Below are 13,127 nucleotides of genomic sequence, written 5' to 3'. Positions count from 1 at the left end.
GGCCCACGTGAGACCCAACGACTGCGCCCGCAGACGGATCGGTCTGCGGGCGGTCAAGGTTCGTCTTTGGTTCGAGGTTTCGTCAGGTGGTCGTTGTCTTCGTGGGCTACGTTCGTTGCCGTTGGGCCGTGCCATAAATTGTTACCGTTTTTGGGCCGTTCGATTTAACGGGGAGGGCAATGCGATGCCCACGACGCACTCGTTGAGTCCGGGCTCGGCGCCTGAGGGTGGGGATGCCGGTCGCTCTCGGGCGAAGATCGCGACGCGTGCGTGGGTGTCCGTTCTGGTGCTTTCGATCGGTGGCTTCGCGGTCGGCGCTGTCGTGGTCTTCGGGTGGATGGTCAACGAAACTCACTTCGATCGTTCGACGCCCGAGTTCGACGAATTCGAACGACATGTCGGGAACATCTCCGGCGTGCACAGCGTCGACACGGAGCGATGGGTCGAGGCTCCGACCTTCTCCGATCCGACGTCGTGGATGTCGGTCACGGTGGAGCAGGCCGGACTTCCCGGCTTGCTCGAGGCGGCCTGCTCGACCGACTATCCTGACGCCATCACCTGGTCGATTCACGTGCAGACGCCCGCCGCAACCGAGGTGTCACTGCACGCGGCACCACAGGCCCCGAACGCCGGAAGTCGCAACGCGCGGTGTCCTGACTTCGGACTCGATGCGGTTCGGCTCGTCTCTGAACTCGACCGGGTCGTCCCGGGTGTTGCGATTCAACCGGCCATCTGGGAGGAAGGCAGATTGTCCCTCGTCGCGCTCGAACGAGAACCCTCGACCGGGTTCACCCATCTTCTGCCGCTGATCGAGCACGCCGACGAACTGCTTACGGCGGCCGGTATGGCCGGGAACGGTGAGGTCGAGATCAACGCCATGAACCTCGGCCTCATTCTCGAGTCGGGCGAGAGCGATCGATACCTTGCGATGCTCACCGAGCTCGCCGAAGACCATGCAATCAGCAGTTACTGGGCCGATGGCGGAGGGACGCCGATCGACGGAGTCGAGAAAGTGCAGATCGTCGCCCCGGATCACCAGCACCGGGCGATCGAGGAAGCCATCCGGTCATCGCGACTGCACATCGCAGGTAACCCCGTGCGGTTCCTCGAGCAGTGAAAGCCTCAGGTTGATCAGGTTCGTGAATCGCGAGTCATGTCAGCGGCGCCGGCCAGCAGCCACTCCCATTGCCACCGTGGCGATCAGGAGGAGAAAGACGAAAACGAGGGCACTGATCGCCTCTACGCTCTCGTCAGCGAACATGCGTCCTCCCGGCCTTCATCCGTTGTGCACTGCGAGATGCTTCACTCGGGTCTTCGCGTGCTTCTCTACCAAGACGGGCACGAAGTCACGAACCGGATGGCCGTCAAAGGTCTTGTGCTCCTCGGCCACGATCTTCTCGATCTCGGCACGCTCGACTCCGGGGTATTTCGACGCGAGACGGTCAACGACCTCTTCGACCCCACGTGCCTCGCCACCCTCGCGTTGCTGCTGATCTGAGTCTCAACGCCGGAGGCATTCACGGTCAAGACTCTGCGAGCATTCGTCACGTCCCGGGGTGCCCGCTGGCCCGCGGTTGCCTGCAACTGCCGGATGCGCTGGTTGCGACGGAGGTCACCAGTCGAGGTCGTCCGTGAGCCTCATCCGCCTGAGGAAGCAATCCGTCATCAAGTCGTCAAGATCGGTGTTCGACCCGAGCAGTTCGGACGACCCGTTCTCCGCGGGAGGAGCGTATGCGAGCCAGCCCGCGTCCGTGTGGAAGACCGCACCGAGGTAGACGCCTTCGTAGTCGCGGTCACCGACGCGGACGACGTACCCGGTGTTGTCGGAAAGAGGAAACGCGGTCACCGTCAACGCATCTACCGCAATGTACCTTCGTGACGCTGGCATACCCGAAAGCTACAACCAACTCCCTCGCGTCGGAATGCCGTCCGCACGAAAGGCCGTCAATGCTTCCTCCCCGGCACGGACCTGGAATTGTTAGCGGCATCTCTGTGCGACAACGATGGGCGGAGCCATCTCCCACGGCGTCCCTCAACGCATGGTCGATCCGACGCGAGTTCAGCAGACATGGTCAGCGGCGTCGATCGGCAGCCACACCCATCGCAACAGCGCCGATCAAAAGGAGGACCACGAGGGCGAGGGCACTGAGCGGGTCAATGCCCTCATCACCAAACATTTGCCCTCCAGCCTCCATCCGGCACTTGGAGTCTCCCCGCACGCAGCCCCTGAAGAAACACCCTGGCGATGACTTCACGCGGTGGCTATCACCTGCTGCGAGTCGGGCGCAGGGAGGTAGGACTGCGGCGCGTTGGTGAAGCCTCACGGGTTGCGTGACCGGTCGGTCGATATCACTTGCTCAGCGCTTGTCCGGCGACGCCGTGATGCATTCACGGTCGCCAGCATCCAGCCAAGAAGGGACGCGGCCGCGGCAACCATCGCGTGCTGTAGCACGACACCGAGCGAGTTCGGCCAGGTCGCGTTACCCGATATGAGGGCGAGTGTCCCAACCACCACCGTACCGAGTACGAAGCCGAACACCGCGAAGACGATGGCCCTGCCTATCAGCGGAACCCGACGAAGCTTCCCGGAAAGCCATGCGCCCGCGGGCAACCACACCAACGCCCCGCACAGTCCGTATGCGAGGGCGGTACCCAGCAGCAAACCGAGTACGGAGCTCGCGGCCATGTCCCAGTCCTCGACGAAGACGAACCAAGCCGTCGCCGCGGTAAGCGGCCAGAGAGCCACACCCCATGCCAGATCCCGCAACGTCATACGGCAAGTGTCGCGGCCAGACATGGAATCGAGGTGAACTCGGCCAGCTCCGTTGGCAGCAGCCCCGTCACTTCGAACACGCCAGACGCTGATGCAATCAAGGATCCCCGACGCGACAGTCGAGTTTCCCTTCTGTTGCATGTCTAGAACGTGCGCACGGCGCTAACGTCGAAGCCGACAGAGGGGATCGAATGCTAGCCGAATGGGATGAGTCGTTCTTCGATGCACAACAGCAGGACGCATCGGTCTACTGGGTCTGTTTCTGGACCGGAGACGATGTCGAGCAGTCAGCCCAACATGATCCACAGCGCATCACTGGAGCGGGTTCAGTCGAGGAAGTCCTCACCTGGCTGGCCCAAGAGCGTGGCGAGCGAAGGTTCGAACTGTTCGTTGAGACCGTCGATCACGCCGAATCACGCGAGCATGGCTGGCTTGCCCAGCGCAATCTCGTCCGCCTGGCCGGCGACTTCACCCCAGGCAGCACGTCGGTGACGTTCAGCATGACCAAGTCGGACTAACGGCCCGCACGCGGATCCGCTTGCGCGACGATCCGTCCTGAGACGACCTAAGCGACCCTGCGACTCAACGTGGCGCGCTGGGCGACCGGCTTGCGGGCGTCATTCACTCAGCGGTCGGGTTGTGGCGTGGTGGTCGGTCACCTCAGTCGTCGGAGGCAACCACTACGTGGACCGTTCCGTTGGCGCGATCGATCACCACGAACTCGTGGAAGCCCAAGCCGCCTGTTACGGCCCCGTAATCGTGCATCGCGTCGTCGCCAGGGTTCGACAGGGCGTACACCTTCCCAACCCGCAGTAGGTCGAAGACCGTCTGGAGACGTCGTAGAACGTCGGGCGGCTGCCGATACGACGGGTCGACCCAGTCTTGATCGTCGACCCATGATCGGATCCGTTGCTCTGCCTCCACGGCCGTCGTGGGCTCGAAGCTGCCCGCCTCGATCGCACTCAGCCACCAGCGTCCGTGGACGGGAGGTTCGACCGGCCGCTGCTCGATGTGGAAAGGGGACGCATAGTCGTCCGCGTACCCGGGGCTCGCGATCAGGGCAGCGATCGCGGACATGTCGCCCTCGGGAGCTTCCCCGAAATGAGTCAGCTGCACCCACATGAACGTGTTCTTGTCGAGGTGCACGATATCCGCTCCGACAACGGGAAGTCCGACCACGTCCCGACTGTACATTCCCCGCAGTCCCATGTTCGCATTCGGGCTGCCCGAAATGCGCGAACGACGACGGCCAGGCCTGCTGGAGCGCGCGGTGATGTCCGAGGCGCAGCCAAGTGAGCTGTCGCTGAGGGATCCTTGTGCGATCTCCTCGTGTGGTCGACTCCTGGTCGACGCGGCGTTTGCTGAGTAGCCTGCGGTCATGAGCGAGCTCAGCAGCGTGGAAACGGTCGATGCGTTCATGCGCGCGTTCCGTGAGCAAGACCGAGATCGGGCGGAGAGCCTTATGGCCGACGATTTCGTGTTCACGAGTCCTCAGGACGATCACCTCGACAAGACCACTTGGCTTCAGCGATGCTTCCCGACCGCAGATCATTTCGACCAGGCCGCTCGAACACTCCAACTTGTTGAAGTCGACGGTGTCGTGCTGCATCGCTATGAGTACGTGGTGAACGGCCGGAGGTGGCGAAACACCGAGGCATCGACGGTCCGCGACGGCCGTGTGCGCGAGGTTGAGGTCTACTTCGGTGGCGCGGTCGACTGATCTACAGCACCGCCGGGTACCCGTCCGAACGCGGGGCAAGCCTTCCAGCCACGCCCGGAAACGATCCGCTTGCGGCGCCCGCCTGGTGGGGGTTCGGTCGAGTTTTGTTCAGCCCGCGATAAGTCGGCGACCCGCGTCGAGTATCAGTCCAACGGACAGGACCACCAAGAATCCGGATACCAGCGCGAAGGTCCCGGTCGTCGAACTCCGAGCGCTCGTCTCGCCGACGCGGCGCGGCAGTCTCTCGAGTCGTTCCTGAGTCTCGCGCGCGCGTGTTGCGCGCGTGAAGAAGAGCCACAGCCCGAGTGCGACGCCCGCGACTCCGGCGAAGAGTTGAATGAACGTATTGATCGGTTCCAAACGGTTCAGCTCCGCACCTTGGTGTGAACAGTGAGTCGTCCGGTGCAGCAGAGCCCCGCGAAGCGAGCCGGACGCATGAGCGAGCCTCTCACGCCACCTTCCGCAGGGCTAGCCGTAAGCCGATCCGCTTGCGCGACGATCCGTCCTGAGACGACCTAAGCGACCCTGCGACTCAACGTGGCGCGCTGGGCGACCGTCTATCGGGCCGGTCTGAGATCGCCGGCGCACGTATCGTGTGGACATGGATTTGGAAGCGCTGGTGCTCAACATGTCATCTCGAGCAGAGCTGGTGGAATTCCTCGGCGGGCTCTCCGCTTCGATTGCCGATGAACCGGAACGATGGGAGAACGCCGACCTTCCTAGTTTCTTGAGCGCCTGGGCAACATGGCTGGAAGACATGGACGGTTACTTCCTCAACAGAGGCGAGAACGTACCGACCTCGCCGTCCTGGCAACTGATTGCTCAGATGTTGCTCGCTGCGCGTGTGTACGAGTAGGTGTTCGCGCGCATCAGCTGAGGAATCTGCTTTGCGGCGGCCCGCCTACGGATCCGCGTGAGGGCGACCGAAATCCAATCGACAACGGGAGCTCTCCTGATAGGTGCGCTAGAGCCGCTCTAGATACCGCTCCCAGATGACGGCTTTTCGATACGGGCCGTCGCCATCTGCATCGAACTGTGATTCGTCGAATCTCACTGAGTACTGGAGTTCGTCTGGGCGTGCGTTCTTGTTCTGCGCTGGTTGGGGTGGGATCGTGGCGTCGATGGTGCCGATGAACACGCGGCGCCAAGGGCCTGCCCAGTCGCGGGCCTGAATGACTCGGACGCGGGTGCCCGGCTTCATCGATCTGACTGGCCATTCATCGTCGAGCGGTCGCCCCAGGACAATCTCAATGGCACGACGGTCGCGTGATTCCTGGTCCTTGGTCATGCGATCAACGTAAACCACGACATTCGTTCCCCGCCCACTGGGATCGAGGGGCCGGGGCCGCCGAATAGATGTCGGACAGCACGAACGCCCGCAGACGGATCCGTCTGCGGGACCTCACTCCTCTTCGATCAAAGGCGGGGCGGAGGATCCACTAAGTTGGCTGCACCGTCAGTAAAGGTGGTTGGCGCCCGGGATGGCAGGCCATCGGTCGCCATCGAAGTTCAGTCAAAGGAAGCAAGGGCTGTGAGACGCACGTGGGAACTCACGGCAGGGATCGGCCTCGTCATCGGTTCCGTCGGACTGTTGTTCGTTCGTGCTTTCAGTGGCCGAGGCAACGGGTGGGCTGACATTGCCGACTTCCTGCCGTACTTGGCAATCGGCGTTGGCGGAGCGCTGATCTACATAGCCATCTACGGCGGCTACGCAAGAGCGCGTGACACAAGACTCGCGGACCGTCTTCCCGGAGCGGTGGTCTTTGGTGCGGAGCTGACCCCGACCTTGAAGCGGCTTCTGCGCGCCAGCTTCGATGCTGAGATTGGCACCGAGCTCTACAAACGAATACCGCACCGATACACCTTGGTCGTCGACTGCGACTTCGTCGCGTTTTGGTACGGGCGACCATCTGCGCCGAAACTGCTGAGGCGGTTCGAGACACGATCATTTCGCGACGTGCAGGCAACGACGTTCCTCCTCCCGCAGAAGCGGATGGAGGGTCTCATGATCCTCGGAAGTGGATCGAACCTCGACGCTTCTCTGGAGATCGCCCCGTCCCCGACGGGTGTGATGGCGAAATCGCGCACCCGGCCACAAGTTGAGTTACTCGCCGGGCGCCTACGGAGCTGCTTCGAGGCTGCACACATCAGAGACTGAACCCACCGAGGGAGCAGAGAAGGATCCCTGAACGGCTAGATGAAACGCTGCCCGGTAGCCTTCGGACATGAGCGAGGCGAGCGTGCAGATAGAGCTGCTTTCGGAGTTGAGTGACGCCAACGCCACCGAGCTCGAGACGCTGCTCGGCCAACTCTCCACGGCGGCGTTCGACCGATCGCGCATCGCGGCGATGCTCGATCACGATGGGATCGAGTTGTTCGTTGCTCGTGACGGCCGGCGCATCGTCGGGATGGCCACGTTGGTAACCGTGCCGTTGCCGACAGGTTGGCGCGGGCACGTCGAGGACGTTGTGGTTGACGCAACGATGAGAGGTCGTGGTGTCGCGCGGCTCCTTATCGAGCGATTGACGAGCGTTGCTTCAGAGCGTGGACTTCGGACGCTCGACCTCACCTCACGCCCCTCGCGCGAGTCGGCACTGCGGCTATACGAGGATGTGGGAATCGTCCGCAGGGACACCAACGTGTTGCGCTTCACACCTCGGTCGATTGACAAGACCACCTCGCGATGAGGGATCGACCGTCGGGCGCGTTCAAGGAACTTTGAAGATCAGATTGGGGTACCCCACGCCATGAGGCCTGCAGGTTTCGCCATGAATCAAGACGAGTTCGACGCCGTAGAGCAGCGAGTGTCGGTAACTGTCGACCTCTCCGCACGGTTTCCAACATGGCCATTTCCCGCGGTATCAGGCTATGCAGTCCTGTACGAATTCGATCAGTTCCTCTCGCCAGCATTCGGAGGAGTGGTGGATCTTCTGATGGGCGCCCATGGAGACACGTCAGTCTCCGCCATAAATCCAGAGCCTTCGTACATCCGGGACTCCTACGGTTACTATCCTGCGTTCACGCTTGGCATCCCAGCTGTTGGATCCAGGTACGGGGAGGCAATGGCTTGGGAGCCCAACGACGACCCAACGGGCGCCCTCGAATTCGCGTCGAACGGCTTCGCCGTCTGTGGCTCCACAGGAAGGTGGGCCGCATTTGGGCAACGCGACTGGGAAGTAGCGCTCGTCGTCTCAGAGAAACCCCCGGGACCTTGGCTCGATTCAGAGGTGGCTTGGTTCGCTGCCGATATTGATCTCAGTTCCATCCGGTCCCCTGCTGGATACGGAATGCCTCTTGGAGCCCCCGAGATTGCGGCGTTCCAGCGCGGCATTCGCTCGAGGGGTAGCGGTCCCTTGGTCAGTAGATGATGGGACTTCTGTCGGTTGCTCAGTCGTGGAAGTACCTCGTCGTTGTGCGCCAGGTACTCTTTCCATCACTCGTCCCACTCGTCGTCATCGTGCACGCCCGATGCCCATTCGCGGGTGAGCCACTGCTGGGTAGGTTCGCGATGCCATACGTCTAACAGGCGGTCGCCACAGCAAGATCCGATGTCGCGTAGATGGATCGCTCAACGCATCGGTTTGCGCTGCTCAGGCGTAGCTCTGCGGGCCTACCTCGCGTGAAAGATGGCCAAGGAGCGAACTACGCGAGATCCGCGGAGCGGTGGCCTTGGGCGACTTCATGCGCGCGGATCTCCTCGAGCATTTGCACCAGTTGTGTCAGATCCGCTGGGGCGATCGCGAACATGTTAAGAAGACCACTCCCGAGCGGCTGAAGACTCATCACTCGGGAGTCGTGAAGCGTTATGTGGAGTGAGCGGCTGGAGAGAGCGCCGATACGAGCGCGGCTCGCTTGAACTTCCACAATCGCAGACCAGGGTACGAACGCAATCTTGAAGGGATCAGCTACCGGCCCTTCCCAGATTGAAAGGCCGCCGGCGTCGGCTATGAACGTCCCAGCCATCGGAAGACGACGCGATTGGGAACCCTGGACCGGAAAGGTTCCGAGAATCAGACGGGCGTCGTCAAGCAGGTTCGCTCCAAAGACGCGCCCGCCTCCTGAGCCTTCCCGATCAGCGACCCTACGATCTCGGGTGGCGCCGATCAGCCGAGACCCACCGCCAACGGCGGCCAAGAGAACGCCGGCGACGCCGGCAGCCCCGATCAGCGTCGCAACGGCCTCCGTCCACGACGGTGCCTGCGGTGCTCGGACAAGTACGACCGCGCTTGAAACTAGGTAGGCGCTTACGGCGAGGATCACGCAGAGTTGGGCCGTCCAAGCCCACCAGAATGGGCGACTTCGCGGCGGGAAGAGAGTCGCACCAGGCACGACGCGATCATATAGGTGCTCGCAAGACAGGCTTCGAAGCGGTTCCGCCCGATAGCCGGTCCCTCTCAGACGCGTTCGCCAGGTCTGGCGTCGCGTTGGCGCGTTCGCTTGGTTCGGTCCGCCACGATTCCCGTAAGACCCGCCCGCGAGAGTTCTCAGTGAAGGGAGGTCATACGCTCCACGCGCAGCATGCTGATCGGCCCCGCGAGAACCTCGCCTCACGACCTCACGACCCACAGCATGCGGTCGGCGCGTCAGGGGGCATGCCGCACCGCCTCGGGGGAGTACTGCTCGACGAGCTGCCGCTTCAGCACCTTGCCGCTGCCACCGAGGGGCAGCGACTCGGCGACGTGCACGACGCGCGGGTACTTGTAAGCGGCGATGCGCTCCTTCGTGAAGGCGACGAGTGCCTCGGGGTCGACCTCGTGTCCGTCGAGGGCGACGACGGCGGCGTGCACCTCCTGGCCGTGCGTGTCGTCGGCGATGCCGAAGACGGCGGCGAGCGCGACATCCGGATGCCGCATCATGACGGCCTCGACCTCGGTGGGGTACACGTTGTAGCCGTTGCGCACGATCATGTCCTTCTTGCGGTCGACGATCGTGATGATGCCGTCGACGATCGTGCCGAGGTCGCCCGTGCGGAACCACCCGTCGACGACGGCCTCGGCCGAGGCATCCGGTCGCCCGAGGTAGCCCTTGAAGAGGTTGTGGCCGCGCACGACGATCTCGCCGAGCGCGCCGGGCTCCTCGAGGAAGGCGATGCGACCCTCGACCTCGGAGTCGGCGATGGCCGCGTCGATGCCCCAGTAGGTGCGGCCGACGGTGCCGGGGCGGATCGGCTCGCCGACCATGTTGAACGAGACCGTCGGCGAGGTCTCGGTGAGGCCGTAGCCCTCGTGCACCTCGGCGCCGAAGGCGCGCTCGAACGCCTCGAGCAGGGCGACCGGCAGGGCGGCGCCGCCCGAGACCGCATAGCGAAGGGGCGGCCTGGCCTCCGAGCGCACGGCCGCCTCGACCATGCCCACGAACATCGTCGGCACGGCCGTGAACACCGTCGCGCCGTGCGCGTTCATGAGCTCGAGCGCCTGGTCGGGGTCGAACTTCGGCAGCAGGATGATCGACGCGCCCTTGCGGAAGGCGATGTTCATGACCGCGGTCTGCCCGAACGTGTGGAACAGCGGCAGCCCGCCGAACACGACGTCGTCGGCCCGCATGTCGAAGGCGTCGATGAGCGCGCAGTGCACCTGCTCGACGATCGCGAGGTGCGAGCCGACGGCGCCCTTCGGCGTGCCCGTCGTGCCGCTCGTGTAGAGGATCGTCGCGGCATCCGTCGGGCGCACCGACACGTGACGGTCGATGGGGGCGGATGCCGCGGCCTCCGCCTCGAGGCGGGGCAGGTCGGGTCCGCCCGCCTCGACGGGCGGCGTGAGCACGGTGATGAGCGGAACCCCGGCGGATGCCGCGGCGGGCACGGCCTCGCCGAGCAGGGGGCCGGCGGCGACGAGCACGTCGGCGCCGGAGTCGCGCAGCACGTACTCGATCTCCTCGGCCTTGAAGAGGAGGTGCACGGGCACCACGACCGCGCCCAGGGCGAGGGCTGCGTAGTAGACCCGGGCGAAGTCGGGCACGTTCGGCACGAGCATCGCGACCCGGTCGCCGCGCCCGATGCCGCGGTCGCGGAGGGCGCCGGCATAGGCGCGGCTCTGATCCCAGAGCGTGCCGTAGTCGATGGTCTGCCCCATGAAGTGCAGGGCGGCGCGGGCGGGCGTGCGGGCGGCCGACTCGGCGAGCATGCTCGCGACCGAGAGGGTTCCGAAGCCGTCGCCGTCGACCGCGGGGTCGGCGGAGTGGGTGCGGGTGGGCGCGCTGTTCGTGGGGGTCATGCGACGGGTTCCTTTCATCGTCGTTGATGGTGCGGGGGTTCGTACCTTGCGCGGTGCGGCGGTGCGGCGGTGCGCTCAGCCGCGCGGTGCCCTCCGCAGCTCGGCGCGGCCGAGGGCGTTGAGGTGCACCTCGTCGGGTCCGTCGGCCAGGCGCAGCGAGCGGGCGCCGGCGAACATCTCGGCGAGGGGCTGGTCGCCCGAGACGCCGGCGGCCCCGAAGAGCTGGATGGCGCGGTCGAGGATCTGCTGCACGGCGCGGGGCACGGCGATCTTGATGGCCTGGATCTCGGTCATCGCCTTGCGGTTGCCGACGGTGTCCATGAGCCACGCGGTCTTCAGCACGAGCAGCCGCAGCGACTCGACCTGGATGCGGGACTCGGCGACCCACTCGCGCACGACGCCCTGCTCGGCGAGCGGCCGGCCGAACGCGACGCGGGAGTTCGCGCGGTCCTGCACGAGGGCCAGGGCGCGTTCGGCCATGCCGATGGCGCGCATGCAGTGGTGGATGCGTCCGGGTCCGAGGCGAGCCTGCGCGATCGCGAACCCCTCGCCCTCGCCGGCGATGAGGTTCGCAGCGGGCACGCGCACGTCGTCGAAGGCGATCTCGGCGTGTCCGCCGTGGTCGCGATCGTCGTACCCGAACACGGTGAGCGGGCGGATGATGCGCACGCCGGGGGTGTCGCGGGGCACGAGGATCATCGACTGCCGGCGGTGGCGTTCGGCATCCGGGTCGGTCTGTCCCATGACGATGAACATCGCGGCATCCGGGTTCATGGCCCCCGTCGACCACCACTTGCGGCCCGTGATCACGTAGTGGTCGCCGTCGCGGCGGATGCGGGTCGCGATGTTCGTGGCATCCGACGACGCGACATCGGGCTCGGTCATGCAGAACGACGAGCGGATCTCGCCCGCGAGCAACGGCTCGAGCCACTCGGCCTGCTGGGCGGGGGTGCCGAAGTCCGCGAGCACCTCCATGTTGCCCGTGTCGGGCGCGGCGCAGTTGAACGCGACGGGCGCGAGCCGCGGCGACCAGCCGGTGCGCTCGGCGAGCGGCGCGTACTGCACGTTGGTCAGGCCGGCGCCGCGCTCGCCGGGAAGGAACAGGTTCCAGAGGCCCTCGGCGCGGGCGGCGGTGCGCAGTTCGCCCACGACGGGCCGGAACCGCCACTCGCCGGGTGTCGCGGCGAGCTGCTCGTCGAGCACGGGCTCGGCCGGGATCGCCCGCTCGTGCACGAACGCCTCGACGCGGTCGATGAGGTCGAGCGTCTGCTGGTCGTGGCTGAACTCCATGCGTCAGGCTCCCGTGGTCGAAATGGTCGAAGTGGTCGTCGAGTTGGTGGCTGTCGAGATCGTGGCGTGCGCGAGGCCGGTGCTCGCGAGCGGTTCGACGAGCTGGCCGATGCGGTCGAAGCCGTCGCCGAGGGTCTGGCCCTGGCGGTAGCGGTAGTGGATGCCCTCGAGGATCACGGCGAGCTTGTACGCCGCGAACGCCCGGTACCAGGTGAGGTCGGGCGTGCGGATGCCGGCCGCCTGCGCGTAGTGGTCGACGAGTTCGTCGAACTCGGGGTACCCGGCGGCCGGGTCGACGGCGCTGCGGGTGAGGCCGACGGCGTCGGGTGCGAGCGAGGCGATGTTCCAGTACATGCCGAGCATGCCGAGGTCGACGAGCGGGTCGCCGAGCGTCGCCATCTCCCAGTCGAGGATCGCCGCGATGCGGGGTGCGTCGGCGGGGCCCGCGATGATCGCGTTGTCGAGGCGGTAGTCGCCGTGCACGATGCCGCTCCGGATGTCGCCCGCGGGCGGCATCCGCTCCTCGAGGCGGTGCTGCAGGCGGTCGAGTTCGGGCAGGTCGCGGCTGCGCGATGCCTCGAGCTGCCGGCGCCAGGTGCGCAACTGGCGTTCGAGGTAGCCGTCGGGTCGGCCGAAGTCAGCGAGGCCGACGGATGCCGCGTCGAGCGTGTGCAGTCGCGCGAGCGTCGCGGCGAACTCGAGTCCGAGCCCGTGCAGGCCGGATGCCGTGTACTCGGCGTTCTGGCGCGGGCTCGCGAGCACGACGCCGTCGACCACGCGCATGACGAAGAACGGGGTGCCGGTCACGCGGGCCGCCTCGGTGTCGTCGACGAGGTCGACCGCGGGCGGCACCGGCACGCCGGAACCCGCGAGCGCGCTGATCACGCGGTGCTCGCGGCCCATGTCGTGGGCGCTCGCGAGCACGTGGCCGAGCGGCGGGCGGCGCACGATGAGCGGCACGCGCGGGCCGTCGACGCGATAGGTGAGGTTGCTGCGCCCGCCGGCGATGAGCGTCGCGGTCGGCGATGTGCCGACGAGATCGGGGTGCGCCTCGGAGAGCCACTCGGAGAAGCCCGCGAGGTTCAGCCCTGGGGTGTCGGTCATCGTCGATCGCCTTTCCGGCACCGCCGTG

The 13,127-nt window shown here is 65.5% G+C and carries 14 protein-coding genes and 1 pseudogene; 7 read left to right on the top strand and 8 right to left on the bottom strand.

Translation table 11 applies throughout. The features are described from left to right. Nucleotides 1–274: 274 nt before the first annotated feature. Complete coding sequence (locus ACR3IO_RS02280) at nt 275–1,117, top strand: hypothetical protein (protein ID WP_434069535.1); 843 nt, start codon at nt 275–277, stop codon at nt 1,115–1,117. A gap of 159 nt (nt 1,118–1,276) precedes the next feature. On the opposite strand, the pseudogene ACR3IO_RS02275 reads toward ACR3IO_RS02280, so the two are convergent. From ACR3IO_RS02275 to ACR3IO_RS02265, 3 genes and pseudogenes are all read right to left on the bottom strand, one after another. Next, nucleotides 1,277–1,411 (bottom strand): annotated as a pseudogene (locus ACR3IO_RS02275) (three-helix bundle dimerization domain-containing protein); the annotation flags it as partial. A 201-nt stretch (nt 1,412–1,612) separates the two neighbouring features. Continuing rightward, nucleotides 1,613–1,888 carry a hypothetical protein gene (locus ACR3IO_RS02270; protein ID WP_434069534.1) on the bottom strand — a complete coding sequence of 92 codons (276 nt, stop codon included), beginning with the start codon at nt 1,886–1,888 and terminating at the stop codon, nt 1,613–1,615. Nucleotides 1,889–2,320: 432 nt separating this feature from the next. Continuing rightward, a complete protein-coding gene (locus ACR3IO_RS02265; RefSeq protein ID WP_434069533.1) occupies nt 2,321–2,773 on the bottom strand; it encodes a hypothetical protein in 453 nt (150 codons plus the stop codon). 191 nt (nt 2,774–2,964) lie between these two features. On the opposite strand from ACR3IO_RS02265, the gene ACR3IO_RS02260 reads away from it, so the two are divergent. Continuing rightward, nucleotides 2,965–3,291 (top strand): hypothetical protein, encoded by a 327-nt coding sequence (locus tag ACR3IO_RS02260; protein WP_434069532.1) that lies wholly within the window; start codon nt 2,965–2,967, stop codon nt 3,289–3,291. A 142-nt stretch (nt 3,292–3,433) separates the two neighbouring features. Here ACR3IO_RS02260 and ACR3IO_RS02255 read toward each other — a convergent pair whose 3' ends face one another. Next, nucleotides 3,434–3,952 carry a hypothetical protein gene (locus tag ACR3IO_RS02255; protein WP_434069531.1) on the bottom strand — a complete coding sequence of 173 codons (519 nt, stop codon included), beginning with the start codon at nt 3,950–3,952 and terminating at the stop codon, nt 3,434–3,436. Nucleotides 3,953–4,151: 199 nt separating this feature from the next. Here ACR3IO_RS02255 and ACR3IO_RS02250 point away from each other — a divergent pair, with 199 nt between their 5' ends. Together ACR3IO_RS02250 and ACR3IO_RS02245 are read left to right on the top strand one after the other, a co-directional pair. Beyond that, nucleotides 4,152–4,493, top strand: coding sequence for a nuclear transport factor 2 family protein (locus tag ACR3IO_RS02250; RefSeq protein ID WP_434069530.1), 342 nt, complete (start codon nt 4,152–4,154; stop codon nt 4,491–4,493). Between the two features lie 601 nt (nt 4,494–5,094). After that, nucleotides 5,095–5,349: a DUF7660 family protein gene (locus tag ACR3IO_RS02245; protein ID WP_434069529.1), complete on the top strand. Its 255-nt coding sequence runs from the start codon at nt 5,095–5,097 to the stop codon at nt 5,347–5,349. A gap of 108 nt (nt 5,350–5,457) precedes the next feature. Here ACR3IO_RS02245 and ACR3IO_RS02240 read toward each other — a convergent pair whose 3' ends face one another. Next, entirely contained in the window at nt 5,458–5,781 is a 324-nt protein-coding gene (locus ACR3IO_RS02240) for a hypothetical protein (protein ID WP_434069528.1), read from the bottom strand. 156 nt (nt 5,782–5,937) lie between these two features. On the opposite strand from ACR3IO_RS02240, the gene ACR3IO_RS02235 reads away from it, so the two are divergent. From ACR3IO_RS02235 to ACR3IO_RS02225, 3 genes are all read left to right on the top strand, one after another. After that, nucleotides 5,938–6,651: a hypothetical protein gene (locus tag ACR3IO_RS02235; RefSeq protein ID WP_434069527.1), complete on the top strand. Its 714-nt coding sequence runs from the start codon at nt 5,938–5,940 to the stop codon at nt 6,649–6,651. A gap of 67 nt (nt 6,652–6,718) precedes the next feature. Next, nucleotides 6,719–7,180, top strand: a complete 462-nt coding sequence (locus ACR3IO_RS02230; protein ID WP_434069526.1) for a GNAT family N-acetyltransferase — start codon at nt 6,719–6,721, stop codon at nt 7,178–7,180. A gap of 81 nt (nt 7,181–7,261) precedes the next feature. Then, the gene (locus tag ACR3IO_RS02225; RefSeq protein WP_434069525.1) at nt 7,262–7,861 is read left to right on the top strand and encodes a hypothetical protein; all 600 of its coding nucleotides are present in this window, start codon (nt 7,262–7,264) and stop codon (nt 7,859–7,861) included. Between the two features lie 1,215 nt (nt 7,862–9,076). On the opposite strand, the gene ACR3IO_RS02220 is transcribed toward ACR3IO_RS02225, so the two are convergent. The 3 genes from ACR3IO_RS02220 to ACR3IO_RS02210 form a co-directional block, all read right to left on the bottom strand. Beyond that, complete coding sequence (locus tag ACR3IO_RS02220) at nt 9,077–10,705, bottom strand: AMP-binding protein (protein WP_434069524.1); 1,629 nt, start codon at nt 10,703–10,705, stop codon at nt 9,077–9,079. Nucleotides 10,706–10,780: 75 nt separating this feature from the next. Next, nucleotides 10,781–11,995, bottom strand: coding sequence for an acyl-CoA dehydrogenase family protein (locus ACR3IO_RS02215; protein ID WP_434069523.1), 1,215 nt, complete (start codon nt 11,993–11,995; stop codon nt 10,781–10,783). A gap of 3 nt (nt 11,996–11,998) precedes the next feature. After that, nucleotides 11,999–13,099 (bottom strand): phosphotransferase family protein, encoded by a 1,101-nt coding sequence (locus ACR3IO_RS02210; protein ID WP_434069522.1) that lies wholly within the window; start codon nt 13,097–13,099, stop codon nt 11,999–12,001. Between the last annotated feature and the right edge of the window lie 28 nt (nt 13,100–13,127).

The organism is Agromyces sp. Marseille-Q5079, from assembly GCF_051016555.1.
Lineage (GTDB): Bacteria > Actinomycetota > Actinomycetes > Actinomycetales > Microbacteriaceae > Agromyces.
This window is presented reverse-complemented; position numbering and strand designations above follow the sequence as displayed.

Excerpts from the sequence above, each read along its gene's own strand:
- ACR3IO_RS02240 (WP_434069528.1), bottom strand. The coding sequence starts at position 5,781 with ATGACCAAGGACCAGGAATCACGCGACCGTCGTGCCATTGAGATTGTC.
- ACR3IO_RS02265 (WP_434069533.1), bottom strand. The coding sequence starts at position 2,773 with ATGACGTTGCGGGATCTGGCATGGGGTGTGGCTCTCTGGCCGCTTACC.
- ACR3IO_RS02210 (WP_434069522.1), bottom strand. The coding sequence starts at position 13,099 with ATGACCGACACCCCAGGGCTGAACCTCGCGGGCTTCTCCGAGTGGCTC.
- ACR3IO_RS02260 (WP_434069532.1), top strand. The coding sequence starts at position 2,965 with ATGCTAGCCGAATGGGATGAGTCGTTCTTCGATGCACAACAGCAGGAC.
- ACR3IO_RS02225 (WP_434069525.1), top strand. The coding sequence starts at position 7,262 with ATGAATCAAGACGAGTTCGACGCCGTAGAGCAGCGAGTGTCGGTAACT.
- ACR3IO_RS02220 (WP_434069524.1), bottom strand. The coding sequence starts at position 10,705 with ATGACCCCCACGAACAGCGCGCCCACCCGCACCCACTCCGCCGACCCC.
- ACR3IO_RS02215 (WP_434069523.1), bottom strand. The coding sequence starts at position 11,995 with ATGGAGTTCAGCCACGACCAGCAGACGCTCGACCTCATCGACCGCGTC.
- ACR3IO_RS02245 (WP_434069529.1), top strand. The coding sequence starts at position 5,095 with ATGGATTTGGAAGCGCTGGTGCTCAACATGTCATCTCGAGCAGAGCTG.
- ACR3IO_RS02230 (WP_434069526.1), top strand. The coding sequence starts at position 6,719 with ATGAGCGAGGCGAGCGTGCAGATAGAGCTGCTTTCGGAGTTGAGTGAC.
- ACR3IO_RS02250 (WP_434069530.1), top strand. The coding sequence starts at position 4,152 with ATGAGCGAGCTCAGCAGCGTGGAAACGGTCGATGCGTTCATGCGCGCG.
- ACR3IO_RS02270 (WP_434069534.1), bottom strand. The coding sequence starts at position 1,888 with ATGCCAGCGTCACGAAGGTACATTGCGGTAGATGCGTTGACGGTGACC.